Origin of the sequence: Kitasatospora sp. NPDC057518 (assembly GCF_042802075.1) — a bacterium.
In the GTDB taxonomy this organism is placed as follows: domain Bacteria; phylum Actinomycetota; class Actinomycetes; order Streptomycetales; family Streptomycetaceae; genus Kitasatospora.
In genome coordinates, this window is record NZ_JBHVEU010000241.1 from 1 (window position 1) to 13904 (window position 13904).

General features: G+C 74.5%; 14 protein-coding genes. 8 read left to right on the forward strand and 6 right to left on the reverse strand.

Annotation, left to right across the window (positions count from 1 at the left end; translation table 11 throughout):
* Positions 1-166: 166 nt before the first annotated feature.
* A complete protein-coding gene (locus tag ACFU7Z_RS23670) occupies positions 167-2467 on the forward strand; it encodes an MMPL family transporter (protein ID WP_380779447.1) in 2301 nt (766 codons plus the stop codon).
* Here the strand turns inward: ACFU7Z_RS23670 and ACFU7Z_RS23675 are convergent.
* Entirely contained in the window at positions 2450-2881 is a 432-nt protein-coding gene (locus ACFU7Z_RS23675; protein ID WP_380779449.1) for a MarR family winged helix-turn-helix transcriptional regulator, read from the reverse strand. The two genes, ACFU7Z_RS23670 and ACFU7Z_RS23675, sit on opposite strands and share 18 nt — an antisense overlap.
* Positions 2882-2943: 62 nt before the next feature.
* Between ACFU7Z_RS23675 and ACFU7Z_RS23680 the strand changes: the two genes are divergently transcribed.
* From ACFU7Z_RS23680 to ACFU7Z_RS23690, 3 genes are all read left to right on the forward strand, one after another.
* A complete protein-coding gene (locus ACFU7Z_RS23680) occupies positions 2944-3585 on the forward strand; it encodes an MBL fold metallo-hydrolase (protein WP_117487381.1) in 642 nt (213 codons plus the stop codon).
* A gap of 109 nt (positions 3586-3694) precedes the next feature.
* Positions 3695-4294 carry a dephospho-CoA kinase gene (gene coaE, locus ACFU7Z_RS23685; RefSeq protein ID WP_049659638.1) on the forward strand — a complete coding sequence of 200 codons (600 nt, stop codon included), beginning with the start codon at positions 3695-3697 and terminating at the stop codon, positions 4292-4294.
* A gap of 121 nt (positions 4295-4415) precedes the next feature.
* A complete protein-coding gene (locus ACFU7Z_RS23690) occupies positions 4416-5015 on the forward strand; it encodes a GNAT family N-acetyltransferase (protein ID WP_380779451.1) in 600 nt (199 codons plus the stop codon).
* A 41-nt stretch (positions 5016-5056) separates the two neighbouring features.
* Here the strand turns inward: ACFU7Z_RS23690 and ACFU7Z_RS23695 are convergent, their stop codons facing one another.
* Positions 5057-5803, reverse strand: a complete 747-nt coding sequence (locus tag ACFU7Z_RS23695; protein WP_117487380.1) for a hypothetical protein — start codon at positions 5801-5803, stop codon at positions 5057-5059.
* Positions 5804-5873: 70 nt separating this feature from the next.
* On the opposite strand from ACFU7Z_RS23695, the gene ACFU7Z_RS23700 reads away from it, so the two are divergent.
* From ACFU7Z_RS23700 to ACFU7Z_RS23710, 3 genes are all read left to right on the forward strand, one after another.
* The gene (locus ACFU7Z_RS23700; RefSeq protein WP_380779455.1) at positions 5874-6773 is read left to right on the forward strand and encodes a LysR family transcriptional regulator; all 900 of its coding nucleotides are present in this window, start codon (positions 5874-5876) and stop codon (positions 6771-6773) included.
* A 60-nt stretch (positions 6774-6833) separates the two neighbouring features.
* The gene (locus ACFU7Z_RS23705; protein WP_380779457.1) at positions 6834-7394 is read left to right on the forward strand and encodes a GNAT family N-acetyltransferase; all 561 of its coding nucleotides are present in this window, start codon (positions 6834-6836) and stop codon (positions 7392-7394) included.
* A gap of 204 nt (positions 7395-7598) precedes the next feature.
* Complete coding sequence (locus ACFU7Z_RS23710) at positions 7599-8156, forward strand: hypothetical protein (protein WP_049658561.1); 558 nt, start codon at positions 7599-7601, stop codon at positions 8154-8156.
* Between the two features lie 90 nt (positions 8157-8246).
* On the opposite strand, the gene ACFU7Z_RS23715 is transcribed toward ACFU7Z_RS23710, so the two are convergent.
* The 3 genes from ACFU7Z_RS23715 to ACFU7Z_RS23725 form a co-directional block, all read right to left on the reverse strand.
* The gene (locus ACFU7Z_RS23715) at positions 8247-9011 is read right to left on the reverse strand and encodes a hypothetical protein (RefSeq protein WP_049658563.1); all 765 of its coding nucleotides are present in this window, start codon (positions 9009-9011) and stop codon (positions 8247-8249) included.
* A gap of 588 nt (positions 9012-9599) precedes the next feature.
* Entirely contained in the window at positions 9600-10859 is a 1260-nt protein-coding gene (locus tag ACFU7Z_RS23720; RefSeq protein ID WP_380779460.1) for an alpha/beta hydrolase, read from the reverse strand.
* 36 nt (positions 10860-10895) lie between these two features.
* Positions 10896-11615: a class I SAM-dependent methyltransferase gene (locus ACFU7Z_RS23725; RefSeq protein WP_380779462.1), complete on the reverse strand. Its 720-nt coding sequence runs from the start codon at positions 11613-11615 to the stop codon at positions 10896-10898.
* 320 nt (positions 11616-11935) lie between these two features.
* Here ACFU7Z_RS23725 and ACFU7Z_RS23730 point away from each other — a divergent pair, with 320 nt between their 5' ends.
* Positions 11936-12709, forward strand: a complete 774-nt coding sequence (locus ACFU7Z_RS23730) for a hypothetical protein (RefSeq protein WP_380779464.1) — start codon at positions 11936-11938, stop codon at positions 12707-12709.
* A gap of 50 nt (positions 12710-12759) precedes the next feature.
* Here the strand turns inward: ACFU7Z_RS23730 and ACFU7Z_RS23735 are convergent.
* Positions 12760-13904, reverse strand: a 1145-nt coding sequence (locus tag ACFU7Z_RS23735; RefSeq protein WP_380779466.1) for a methyltransferase domain-containing protein, incomplete at its 5' end; no start/stop codon positions are given.

Below are 13904 nucleotides of genomic sequence, written 5' to 3' on the forward strand. Positions count from 1 at the left end.
GTTTTTCCCCATGCGCTTTCCGTCATTTGCTTTTCGCCCTGACTTATCACGCCCTGACTTATGTGTGGTTTATGTGAAGGAAAGTGTGAGATGGGGCTCATTGCCCATCTATAGGCCGTAGTTCGGGTTGCCCCTAGATTGAGGGGAGCCGCCCGAAAGGCTCCTCATGCGCACTCCCTCTCCCGCCGCCCCCACCGCCGTGGTCGGCGGCAGGCTCGCGGCCGTCGGCCGGTTCTGCTTCCGCCACCGCCGTTGGGTGCTCGGCCTGTGGGCCGTCGTCCTGGTGGTCGGCGTCCTGATCGGGGGCCGGGTCTTCGAGGGCTCGGTGGCCGGGGCCTCCTCCGCCAGCGCCGAGGCCGACCGGGGCGGTGCGGTGGTCGCCGCGGCCGACCCGGCCAAGGGCACCGTCACCGCCGTGGTGGACGGCCGGCCGGTGGACGATCCGCAGGTGAGGGCCGCCGTCGAGCGGGCCACCGCCGAGATCGCCGCCCTGCCCGGGGTCTCCTCCGCCCTCGACGCGTACGGCACCGGACCGGCGCCGGCCGCGCTGCGCTCCGCCGACGGGACGGCGAGCCTGGTCACCGTACGGATGGCCGACACCGCGAGCACCGCCCAGACCGACGCCGTCACCCAGCGGCTCGCCGCGCTGAACGGGGCGGGCGGCGCCCACGTCACGGTCGGCGGGGACCTGGTGCTCCAGCAGGAGGTCAAGAAGCAGACCGAGAAGGACACCCGGTTCGGCGAGCTGGTGACGCTGCCGCTCACGCTGATCGTCATGGTGCTGGTCTTCGGCGGGCTGGCGGCGGCCGCGCTGCCGGCGATCGGGGCGGTCGCCTCGGTGGGCGGCGCGCTGCTGGCGATGTTCGGGTTCAGCCGGATCATGGACATCGACACCAGCGTGCTGCCGATCGCCACGGTGCTGGGGCTCGGCCTCTCGATCGACTACGCGCTGCTCATGGTGAATCGTTTCCGCGAGGAACGCGGCCACGGCGCGGACATCGCCGCCGCCGTCGAACGGACCGCGGCGACCGCCGGGCGTACCGTGGCCTTCTCCGGACTGACCGTCGCCGTCGCCCTCTCCGGCCTGTTCGTCTTCACCAGCCCGGTGCTCGGCGCGGTGGCCGCGGCCGGGGTGAGCGTCGTGGTGATCGCCGTCGCCGCCGCGCTGACCCTGATCCCCGCCCTGCTCGGCTTCGCCGGCGCGCGGATCAAGGCGCCCGCGGCGCCCGTGGCCGACGAGGGGTTCTTCAGCCGGACCGTGCGCCGGGTGCGCAAGCGGGCGGTCCTGGTCACGCTCGCCTCGGTGGCGCTGCTGCTGGCGGCCGGGGCGCCGTTCCTCCACGCCGAGATGCGCAGCTCCGGCGCCGCCGTCCTGCCCGCCTCCTCGGCCGGACGGCAGGTCGCCGAGACGATCGACCAGCGCTTCCCGCAGGCCTCGGCCGCGTCGATCACCGTGGTGGTCGAGGGCGGGGCGCCGGTGGCGCAGGCGTACGCGGACGAGGTGGTCGCCAAGCTGCCCGGGGTGAGCGGGGTGCGGGCCGTGTCGCCGGTGGGCGACGCGGTCTCCACGATCGACGTCCTGGTGCCCGGGGACCCGCAGGGCGGGCAGGCCAAGCGGGTGGTCGAGGAGCTGCGGGCCGACCGCGGCGGGCTGACCACCTACGTCACCGGCGGTGCGGCCTCGGTGGTGGACTTCCAGGACGAGCTGCTCTCGCGCGGACCGTGGGCGCTGGGCCTGGTCGCGGCCGGGACGCTGGTGCTGCTCTTCCTGATGACCGGCTCGGTGGTGATGCCGGTCAAGGCGCTGCTGATGAACCTGCTCTCGCTGGGCGCCTCGCTCGGCGCGCTCACCCTGGTGTTCCAGGACGGCTGGTTCAGCGGGCTGCTCGGGTTCAGCCCGACCGGCGGGCTGGAGACCTTCATACCGGTGCTGGTCTTCGCCTTCGCCTTCGGGCTGTCGATGGACTACGAGGTGTTCCTGCTCGCCCGGATCAGGGAGCTGACCCTGCGCGGGCACGACTGCGTCCGGGCGGTGGAGCTGGGCGTGCAGCGCAGCGGTCGGATCATCACCTCGGCGGCGCTGCTGATGGTGATCGTCTTCGCCGGGTTCGCGCTCGGGGACATGCTGATGGTCAAGCAGATGGGCATCGCGCTGGCCGTCGCCGTCGCGGTGGACGCCACCCTGGTGCGGTGCCTGCTGGTGCCCGCCGCGATGAGCCTGTTCGGCGAGTTCAACTGGTGGGCGCCCGCCCCGCTGCGGCGGCTGCACCGGCGGTTCGGGCTGAGCGAGCACGTCGACCTGCCGGAGATCGGGGCGGCGGACGTCCCGGCGCCGCGGCCGGTGGTGCCGGCGGCGGAGAGCGGGTCGGTGCCGGAGATCGGGGCGGCGGTGGTCCCGGCGCCGAGGCCGGCCGACGGGGAGGCGGCGGCCCGCGACGGCCTGGTGGGCTCAGCCCAGCCGGCGTAGCAGGTCGACCGCGGCGCGGAGCCGCTCCCGTTCGGCGGGATCGAGGCGGGACTCGATGGCGGTGGCGATCCGGTGTTCGCGGCGGGCGCGCTGGTCGAGCAGGGCGGTGCGGCCGGCTCCGGTGGCGGTGACGAGCAGCTTGCGGCCGTCGGTGGGGTGGGGCTGCTGGAGGACCAGTCCGGCCTCGGTCATCAGCGCGACGGTGCGGGCCATCGACTGGTGGCGGACCCGCTGGAGGGCGGCGAGTTCGGCGACCGTGCAGGAGCGTTCGTCGCGGACCAGCAGGCCGAGGACGGCGGCCTGGTTCTGCGGCAGTTCGTCGCTGTCGCGCAGGGAGCGGACCAGGCTGCCGAGGGCGGAGCGCAGGTCGGCGGCGAGTTCCAGGGTGTCCGGGTGCGGGGCTTCGCTGGTCATGGGGGAAGTCTATCGGCACAATGTCCAGCACTGCTGTACAGCCTTGCTGTAGGGTTTCGAGCATGCGAATCACCAAGTTCGGACATGCCTGCGTACGCGTCGAGCACGGCGGCAGCACGGTCGTCGTCGACCCCGGGAGCTTCACCGACCCCGCCGCCCTGGCCGGGGCGGACGCCGTCCTGATCACCCACGAGCACATGGACCACTTCGAGGAGTCCCGGCTGCGCGCCGCGCTGGAAGCCGACCCGGCGCTGCGGGTGTGGACCAATCGGGCCGTCGCCGACCAGCTGGACGGCGTGGCGCAGCGGGTCGGCGTGGTCGGCGAGGGCGACGCCTTCGAGGTCGGCGGGCTCGGCGTCTCGGTGCACGGCGAGTGGCACGCGGAGATCCACCGGGACCTCCCGCCGGTGCGGAACATCGGCTTCCTCTTCGACGGCCGGCTGTTCCACCCCGGCGACGCGTTCACCGTGCCGCCGCACGCCGTGGAGACCCTGCTGCTGCCGATCGCGGCCCCCTGGAGCAAGGCCTCCGAGGTGGTCGACTACGTCCGGGAAGCCTCGCCGCGCCGGGCGGTGCCGGTGCACGAGGCGGTGCTCAGCCCGATCGGGCTCGCCGTGCAGACCCGGCTGGTCGGGCCGGACGGGCCGGGGACGGGTGCGGAGCTGTTGGTGCTGGGGGAGGGCGAGAGCCTGGAGCTGGGCTGACCGGGCCTGTGCTCGACCGGGTCCGGGCTTCGCCGGGCCTGTTCGGGTCGGAGCCGGGCCGACCGGGCCTCTGCTGACGGGTTCGAGGGGGCACCGGTAGCCTGACGCCATGCTGAAGATCGGACTGACGGGCGGCATCGGTGCGGGCAAGAGCGAGGTGTCCCGGCTGTTCGCCGCGCATGGCGCGGTGATCGTGGACTCCGACGTGATCGCCCGCGAGGTGGTCGCCCCCGGAACGGACGGTCTGGCGGCCGTGGTCGCCGAGTTCGGACCGGGGGTGCTGAGGGAGGACGGCTCGCTGGACCGTCCGGCGCTCGGCGCGGTCGTGTTCGCCGACCCGGAGCGGCTGAAGGCGCTGAACGCGATCGTCCACCCGCTGGTGCGGACCCGCTCCGCCGAGCTGGAGGCGGCGGCCGCGCCGGACGCGGTCGTGGTGCACGATGTGCCGCTGCTGGCCGAGAACGGCCTGGCGCCGCTGTTCGACCTGGTCGTGGTGGTGGACGCGGCCGACGACGTGCGGCTGGACCGGCTGGTGCGGCTGCGCGGGATGGCCGAGGAGGAGGCCCGGGCCCGGATGGCCGCGCAGGCTTCCCGGGACGGGCGGCTGGCGATCGCGGACCTGGTGATCGACAACGGCGGCGGCCTGGCGGAGCTGGAGGCGCGGGTGGCCGAGGTCTGGGCGGAGCTGGTGCGGCGCGCGGCGGCCTGACGCCGGGTCGGCGCCCGGTGGCCGATCGGGGCGGCCGGCGGCCGTCGGCCCGAGCAGTCGTCGGACCGAGTGGCCGGGAAGGGACTGGTGGAAGGCTCCGGCGGGAGGGGAGCATGGCGGGATGGATGATCGTTTCTCGCCCGCGCCGCCGCTCGCCGGACAGCCTCCCGCCGGACAGTCTCCCGCCGAACAGCCGCTCGTCGGAGCGCCCGTGGTCGAACGGCTCGCGCAGTACGGCCGTGCCGAGCAGGCTGAGATCCTCGGCCCCGGGGACGACCCGTACGGCGTCGCGTACACGGGGCTGACCTTCCGCCCCAAGGAGATCCACTTCGGCATCCGGGCCGCCGACGGCCGGCTCGTCGCCCACACCGGACTGGTGCCGCTGCCGCTCACCGTGGGCGGCACCGACCTCGCCGTGATGGGCGTCGGCGGGGTCTGCGTCGCGCCCGACCGGCGCCACGGCGGCCTCGCGCAGGCCGTGGTCGGGGCCGCCCTCGACCACGCGTGCACGCTCGGCCACCGGTACGCGCTGCTGTTCTGCCGCCCGCCGCTGGCCGCGTTCTACCGGGGGCTCGGCTTCCGGGAGGTGGCCGAGGGCGTGACGGTGGAACAGCCGGAGGGGCGGCTGGCGGAGATGCCGCTGCGCACCATGTGGGCGCCGCTGGCCGTCGGGGCCGGGTGGCCGGAGGGGCCGGTGCGGCTGCGGTCGCTGCCGATGTGAGACGCGCTCGCGCATGAGGCGCGCTCAGGTGCGGGGCTTGATCAGGCCGTTGTGACCGTCGCGGCCGGGGTGCCCGCGTCCGCGTCCGCGTGCGCCACGGCGGCGCCGGCCAGGGCACGGATCATGGGGTGCGCCCGGGTGCCGTCGCCGGACAGCTCGGGCTGGAAGAGCGAGGCCAGGAAGAACGGGTGGCCGGGCAGCTCCAGGACGCGCACCTCGCCCGACTCGTCCGCGCCGCTGAACCGCAGGCCGTGCGCGGCCAGCCGCTCCAGGTAGGCGCCGTTGAGTCCGTACGCGCAGTGGTAGCGCTCCAGGGTGCGGGTGGCGCCGAGGACCCGCTCGGCGAGGCTCCCCGGGGTGACGGTGACGGCCCCCTCGTGGCCGACCAGCGAACAGGCCAGCGGGACGATCACCTGCTGCTCCGCGTCCGGGTGGTCCTCGCCGTTCACGGCCCCGGCCAGGCCGCAGACGTTCCGGGCGTACTCCAGCACCGCGTGCTGGAACCCGGCGCAGGTGCCGAGGAAGGGGATGCCGCGCTCGCGGGCGGTCCGGACGGCGGCCAGCGCGCCGGCCTCGCTGCGGTACGGGCTGCCGGGCAGCAGCCAGACCGCGTCGAAGCCGTCCAGGGCGCCGGGCGCGGCGGCGTCCCCGGTCGGGATCCAGTAGGCGTCCAGGACGAGGTGGTCGTGCTCGGCGAGGGCGTCCAGCAGGCCCGGGATCCGGGCGTGCGAGCGGACGGCGGGGGAGCGGTCGCCGACGAGGGCGACCCGCGGGGTCTGATGCGTCATGCGGCTATCCTGACCCCGCACCCGAGATCAGCGCCAACGATGATTCCTTAAGCTTCGATCAGAATGGTTGATGTCCACCGTGGACCCGCAGCAGCTGCGCACCTTCGTCACCGTCGCCCGCCTCGCCTCCTTCTCGGAGGCGGCACGGGAGCTCGGCTACACCCAGTCCGCGGTCTCCCAGCAGATCGCCGCGCTGGAGGCGGACCTCGGGACCGCGCTGCTGCTCCGCCGCCCGGTCGGCCCGACCGGGGCCGGGCAGCGGCTGCTGGAGCACGCCGCACCGCTGCTGGTCCGGCTGGAGGCGGCGCGCGCCGACGTCGCACGCCTGGCGGGCGCTGCGAACACCCGGCTGGTGCTCGGGGCCACCGCGCTGGCGGTCGGTGCGGCACTGGGGCGCGCGCTCGGCGAGGTGCGCCGGGCGTACCCGAGGGTGGAACCGGTGGTCCGGGTCCTCGCCCAGGACGTGCTGCCCGCCCAGGTCGCCACCGGCGAGGTCGACCTCGCCTTGGTCGACGGACTGGCCGCGCCCAGCGACCCGCTGCCGCTGCCCGACGTCGGCCCGCTGCGTACCGTCGCGGTGGCCGAGCGGCCGGTCGCCGTCGCGCTGCCCATCGGCCACCCGCTGGCCGGGCGCGCCGGCCTCGCGCTCGCCGACCTCTCCGCCGCCCGCTGGCTGGACGCCCCCGACCTCACCCCGCCCGCGGCCCGGCTGCGCGCGGCCGCGGGCGTCGACGGCTTCCGGCCGGCCACCCGCTACCAGGGCACCGACCTGCACGGACTGCTCGCGCTGGTGGCGGCCGGGCACGGGCTCACCCTGCTGCCCGAGCCGGTGCTCGCGGCGGTGCCCGGGGTCGGGTACGCGCCGATCGCCGCGCCCCGGCTGGTGCACCGCACCGAACTCGTCCACGGCAGCCTGCCGGAGGGGCCGGCGGCGCTGCTGGCGCGGCTGCTGGAGTCGTCCCGGGGCTAGAGGTCTGCGGCCTTGGAAATCGGTTGCGCGGGCCAATGGTGCCGATGGAATGATCAGGCGATGAGCACCGGAATCATCATCAGACAGGTACGGGTCGAGGATTGGCAGCGGGCCCGGGACCTCCGCCTCGACGCGCTGCGGGACCCGGCCGCGGCCGTGGCCTTCCTGGAGGTCTACGAGCAGGCCGTCACCAAGCCCGACGAGTTCTGGCAGGACCGCACGACCCGGGCGGCGACGGACCCGCACGCGGCGCAGTTCATCGCGGAGGCCGAGGACGGGCGCTGGCTCGGCAGCATGACCGGGGTGGTCGAGCCGGCCGGTGGGAACGGCGCTCTGGAGGGCGACGTCATCGAGGTCGACCAGGTGCACGTGGTCGGGGTGTTCGTCCGCGCGGAGGCGCGGGGCACCGGGCTGGCGCTCGACCTGATCCGGACCCTCCAGGAGTGGGCGTGGTCGCTCACCGGGCCCAGGATCGAGCGGGTGCGGCTGTTCGTCCACGAGGACAACCCCCGGGCCGAGGCGATGTACCGGAAGGCCGGCTTCGAGCCCTCCGGGGTGACGCTGCCGGCGCCCGACGGCCTGGCCGGCCGGGAGGTCGAGCTGGCGGTCCTGCGGGGCTGACCGCACGGGCCGGGGGCCGGGGGCCGGGAGACGGGGGCGGGGCGCTCGCGCGGGGTCCTCGCGCGGGGCGCTCGTCGGGGCGCGGTTGTGGAGACGCGGTCACCAGGCGTTCACGTCACGGATCTGACGGTGGTCGGCCGGGTGGTGCTGTCATGAGCACAGTCGCCCGGCGAGAGGCCGGGCCGGACCAGGAGTGCTTCCCCCATGATGCTCCGTCACCGTCTCACCGTCACCGCCTCGGCGGCCGCCCTCGCCGCCGCCGGGCTCGCCGCCGGCACCGCGCAGGCCGCCGCCCCGGCCCACGGCACCGCTCAGAAGGCCCGTACGCTCGCGGCGAGTTGTTCGCAGGCGTACCTGCCGCTGCCCGACCCGTCCTGCACCCCCGGTGCGTACAACCCGGACGTCACCCAGGCGACCATCGGCCAGACCATCTGCGTCTCCGGCTGGACCGCCACCGTCCGCCCGCCGACCAGCTACACCAACGCGCTGAAGGTGCAGCAGATCGCGGCCTACGGCTACGCGGACACCAGCACGGCGGACTACGAGGAGGACCACCTCGTCCCGCTGGAGCTCGGCGGCGCCCCGCGCGACCCGGCCAACCTGTGGCCCGAGCCGCGCTACGGCAGCCAGCCGGCGCAGAGCAAGGACTCCGTCGAGACCAAGCTCAAGAACGCGGTCTGCGGCGGCCGGGCCGGCCTCGACGACGCGCGCGCCGCGATCGCGAAGGACTGGACCACCGCGCTCAGCGTCCTGGGGCTGTGAGCCCGGGCCTGATCTGATCGGGCCGCCCGGTCCGTCCGCCCCCGTCCCGGTCCTCGGGAGGGGACGGGCGGACCGGGCGCGCGCCGGACGTCAGCGCCCGTCGCAGCCGGGGAGCGCCTCGCACATCGCCGCCGTCATGCCGGTGCCGACGGCCTTGTCCTCGGGGGCCTTCCAGGCGTCCTTGGGCTGGGCACCGGCCTTGGTGGTGGCCCAGACGGCCAGCTCGCTGACCGTACCGCCGTCGCCGACCACGTACTCGTGCAGGGTGACGGTGCCGCCGTCGGCCTGCGGGACGGTCAGGACGGCGGCGAAGTACGGCGCGTCCGGGGCGCTTTCGACCTTCACGGTGGCGCCGGGAGCGGTCTTGGCACAGGACTTGAGCGCCTCCGCCAGCCGGGCCTCGGCCATGTTGGTGGACTGCTTGGCGGCGCTGCTGTGGACCGGGTCGCCGTGGAACAGCAGGGTCTGCTGGGCCGCCCAGCGGTCCCCGCCGAAGCCGACCTCGGACTTCGCGGCGGCGGTGCCCGTGAACAGCGGCTCGTCGTCCTTGGCGATCGCGGCGCGGCACAGCTCCAGGCCCTTGAACTGGACCGGCCCGGAGACCTGCTTGGCGTTGGCCGCCAGCGGCGTGTAGTGGTAACTCTCGTCCATCGGGATGTTCTTGGTGTCCATCCAGGCCTTGTCCGGAATGCCCTTGTCGGAGCCGGCGGGCTTGGTGGGGTTGGTGCTGGGCGTGGGGGCCGCGGCGGGGAGGGCGGTCTGGCCGCCGTCCCCGTTGTCGGGCCCGCAGGCGCTGAGCGCGCCCAGGCAGACGAGGGCGGCGGCGGTGGCGGTGACGACTCTGGTGGTGCGCAACTGACTGTTCCTCGGGTGTCCGGTGGCGTGGAACGGGGTCGGCCGCGCACCGCCCTGCCGTTGGGGGCGAAGGGCGGGGTCGGCCGCGGGCCGCTGGTACGCGGCGCCGGCCGTCCGTCCTCGCCGCCCGCGCGACGCGCGGTCGCGGGCACTCGGCATGGCGGGCCTCCCCCTGTGCGTTAGGGCCGTCGGCTCCTCGGCCCGCCGCCCGCCTCGGAGATGAGGGGCGGTCAGGGTCGTGGCGGCGCATCGGCGGCGGTCGAAACCTATGCCACCGAACGGCCGCTCGCAAAGCCGGGTTCCGGCCGGAGGCCCGGATTCCCTTTGGGGTTGGTGAGTCCTGTGGGGCGGGTGGGGTCGGACGGCGGACGGCGTGCGGGGGATCCCCGGGGCGCGCGACCGGCACCGCGCGCGGGCCGGGTGCGGCACATCCGGGCTGGTGGGGGCGGGTGTGCCGGGCCCGGCGACCGGCGGCGGAGGGGTGCGCGATGTCAACACCCGGAGCTGAACCGCGCGACGGGCGGCGGCCGTCGAACGGGGAGGAGAGCACCTGCCGTAGTGCGGGTGTGCCGTTACGCGTGGGTGCCGTTACGCATGGGTGCCCGGGACGCCGAGCTGCTGGGCGAGCCAGGGGAGGGCCTGGGCGAAGGACGCGGCGCCGGTCTGCCAGGTGTGCCTGCCGGAGCCAACCACGTTCACGGTGCGGATGCCGTCCTTCCGGGCCGCCGCCTCCAGGGCCTTGGCGGAGTCGATCTGGCCGTGCTCCTCGTCGCCCTGGGCGAAGTAGCCGGACACGCCCTGGTACTTGGGGTGGTGGGCGAGCACGGTCAGCGGGTCGTGGGCGGCCCAGGCCGCGGCGTCGCCCCCGTACAGCTCCTGGACGGTGTGGTCCTTGTCGCCGGTGGACGGGCCCTTGTCGCCGGAGAAGTCGCCGAAGTGGGTGAAGACGTTCGGGTGCTCGACGGTGAGGTCGACGGCGCAGGTGCCGCCCATCGACCAGCCGGCCACGCCCCACTTGTGCGGGTCGGTGGCGGCGTTGAAGGTCCTCTGGACGAACGGCGGGACGTCCTTGAGCAGATGGCTCTCGGCCTGGCCGTGCGGGCCGTCCACGCACTCGGTGTCCACCCGGAAGCCGCCGGTGGCGTCCACGAACACCAGGATCGGGGCGAAGCCGTTGTGCCGGGCGGCGAAGGCGTCGGCGGTCTTCACGGCGTTGCCCGAGCGGATCCAGTTGTCGGGCGCCGCGAACTCGCCGCCGATCATCTCCAGGACGGGCAACTTGGGCCGGGTCTGGCTGCGGAACCAGGCGGGCGGCAGGTAGACCAGCTCCTGGCGGTGGGCGAAGCCGCTGGCGGTGTCCGGTATGTCGACCTGGACGATGCGGCCCGTGCCCGTCCGGCCGTGGATCGACTTCAGCTTGTCCAGGGTGATCTGCTCCGGCAGCGGCTGCCCGCCGAGCTCGCCGATCGCGTCGTCCAGCGTCGGGTAGTAGCCGGTGGCGATGTTCACGCTGTTCGCCGCGCAGAACAGCGCCAGCAGCACGGTCGGTGCCACCAGCGCCCGGCGCCACCACCGCGCGCCGTTCCAGCCGAAGCCGAGCACGCACAGCGCCGCGACCGCCACCCCGCTCCACAGCCAGACCCCGAACGGGACCGGGTCGGTGATCCCGCCCAGCGTCAGCACGGCGACGGCGCCGGCCGCGGTGAGCGCCAGCGCCGTCCCGAGCGCGACCGGCCCCCGCCTCCGCAGCCACGCCCGCTCCCGTCGGGCGGCGGTGGCCAGGAGCAGCGCGAGGGCCGCGGCCTGGACCGTCCACGGGAACCAGCCGTCGAGCAGGGAGACGTTCATAGGGCCGGAGGCTAGGGGCGGAGGATGAGAGGCTGGTTAGAGGCTGGCAGTTCGCTGGAAGAGTGCTGTGAGGAGGAAGGGGACGCCGAAGGCCTCGGAATCCGGGCCGTGCGCCGCCATCGGGCGGATCTCCAGCGGCTCGAACTCGCGGAACAGCGACCGCAGTTCGGCCGGCGAGTAGGCCAGCCCGCCCTCCAGCGAGCCGAGCCGGTAGAGCTCCTCGTCGGGCCGCTCGGAGCCCATCGCCCCGGCCGCGAAGGCGGTGACGGCGAAGTGCCCGCCCGGGGCGAGGACGCGGTCCAGGAGGGCCAGGTAGCCGACCCGGCGGTGCGGCGGCAGGTGGTGCAGGCAGCCGGAGTCGTAGACCAGGTCGTAGGAGTCGCACGGGAGTTGGGCCTCGAAGATGCTCGCCCGGTGGAAGCGCGGGCGGGCTCCGGGGCCGGCCTCGCGGGCGCGCTCCTCGGCCCAGGCGAGGGCGGTGGCGGAGAGGTCGACGGCGTCCACCTCGAAGCCGAGCGAGGCCAGGTGGATCGCGTTGCGGCCGGTGCCGCAGCCCAGGTCGAGCACCCGGCCGGGGGCCGGCGGCAGCAGGCCGCGGTCCAGGTAGGAGACCAGGTTCTCGTCCGGCTTCGGCGCGAAGAACGGGCGCTCGGCGGACCGGTCCTCGTAGAACCGGTCCCAGAACGGTTCGGCCGGCCGGAAGAAGCCGTCGAGGAGGGCGAGGACGTCTTCGGTGGTGCGGATCGTACGGTTCATACGGCTGAGCGTAGGACGCTCGGGGGGTGGGCGCGATCGCGGCAAAAGCCGCTGGGTGGTGGGCTGTTGGGGGCACTCTGGCTCTGGTGTGGACGGGTGCCTCGGGGGCGTGGAGGGGGCGGCCACGCTGTCGCCGGAGGCCGGGACGGGCCGTTTCCGGCGGGCGGGGAGAGGCCCCGGGGAGGGGGTCGACATCACGCTTCGATCAAGGATTCCCGGCAGGGATTCCCAGGCTTCCGCCAGTGAGGTGGTGTACGTTCGAAAAGTTTTGCCCGTTCGAAGTTCCGCCCGCCATGCCCGCCGCTCACCCGGAAGACCAAGTGCCTGCTGTGATACAGCCGACGACCGCCCAGACCCACGAAGCCCGACCGCTGCGCCCCTCCCGCCGGAGGCGGGCGACCGCCCTCGCCGCCGCCGCGCTGGCCGCCACCCTCCTCGCGGCCGGGTGCAAGGCCTCGGCCGACGAAACGTCGTCGGCGGCGACGCCGATTCCGATCCCGAGTGTGGTCGGAATGCACGGGGACAAGGCCAAGGACGCCCTCCAGCAGCCGGACGCCCGGGCCGCCAAGACCGTGACGTTCCAGGACGTCCACGCGGGCGAGTCCCACACGCGGTCCGTCCTCATGCCGAGCCACTGGAAGGTCTGCTCCCAGCAGCCGGCCGCCGGGGAACCCTCGGCGAAGGACACGACGGTGACGCTGTCCGTGGTGAAGAACGAGGAGGACTGCCCGGGAGGCGCCGCGCCCGCCCCGGCGGACCCGGCCCCGGCCCCGGCCCCGGCCTCCCCGACCGCGACCGCACCGGCCGATCCCGTGGTGCCGAGCGTTCCCGCAGCACCCCCAGCCCCGGCCGCCCCGGCTCCCGCCGCTCCCGCTCCCGCCGCCCCGCCCGCCCCGGCTCCGACGCACGCCCCGCCCGCGCCGCAGCCCGCCGCACCCTCGGAGCACCAGGCGTCAGCCTGCACCACGGATTCCAAGGGCAACTGCATAGTCCGGGGTCGCATCTGCCCCAACAGCGCCCACGGCGACACCGGCAGCGACGCCAACGGCCGTGTTCTCACCTGCCGGGACAACAACGGCTGGCGCTGGGAGTAGCCACCCGACCAGCCGGGGCGGCTTGTCGGCCGCCCCGGCTCGGTCGCGCGCTACGGCACCCGGCCGACGGCGGCGGTCGGCTCGTCGAGGAAGACGAGCTGTTCCTCGCCGGTGATACGGAGCCCGAACCGGTCCGGGCCCGGCCGGTTCTGCTTCTCCCACCAGGCGTGGGCGTCCTCGATCTCGGTCCAGAGGCGGCGCGGGCCGTACTGCCGGACGGCGAAGCGGTCCTCCTGCCGGCCGTCGTGGTCGACGGCGGCCCACGAGCGCGCGTCCGTCGTGGCCACCCAGAGCCGGGAGGCCACTCCTTCGGCATCCGGCTCGTGCTGCCAGGCCGTCCACACGTCGCCGAGCTTCAGCCCGAGGGCGAACCGCGCGTCCAGGTCCTCGCCGCTCACCTGCCACGGTGAGAGCCGGGTGGTGGACTCCTCGGGTTCGTGGTCGTCACGGACGATGTCCCGGAAGATGCGCAGGTCGATCCGCTGGCCGCGCATCAGCATGAACGAGGCGTCCGGGCTGAACCGCCCGGTCGCGCGCCCGCCTTCGACGGTGAGGGTGAGCAGTCCCCAGGAGAGCATCGGGCTCTCCCACGGCGTCACGATGGTGCCGCCGGGGCGGGTCTGCTCGATCCACGCCGTCGGCACCCGGCTGACCGAGCAAGTGGAGACGACCCGGTCGTACGGCTGCCGCCGGGCCCAACCAAGGGCTCCGTCCCCGCAGACGACCTCCACGTCCACGCCCGCCGCGTTCAGGGACGAGTGGGCCCGCCAGGTGACCGCGGGGTCGATCTCGATCGAGACGACACGGCCGGGACCGGCCCGGTGCGCGAGCAGAGCCGCGTTCCAGCCGGTGCCGGTGCCGACCTCCAGGACGGTCTGGCCGGGGCGGACATCGAGTGCTTCGAGCATTCGCACGACCATCGCTGGTGAGGACGCCGAGGACGACGGCCAGGCGTCGGAGCCGTCGGTCGGCTCCTCGCCGTCATTGACCTGGGTGACGACCGGAGCGTTGGCGTAGGCGGCCGCGAACCAGCGGTCGGGCTCGGAGCGGATGTCGCACGGTTCGAGGTCGCCGCTGTCGTCGGAGAGCCAGATCCGCTCCGGGAGGAAACGGTGGCGCGGGACCGCCGTGATGGCGTCCTTCCACTCCGACGGGACGGGACGGCTGAGCTCTTCGCTGATGGCCCGCAGCAGGC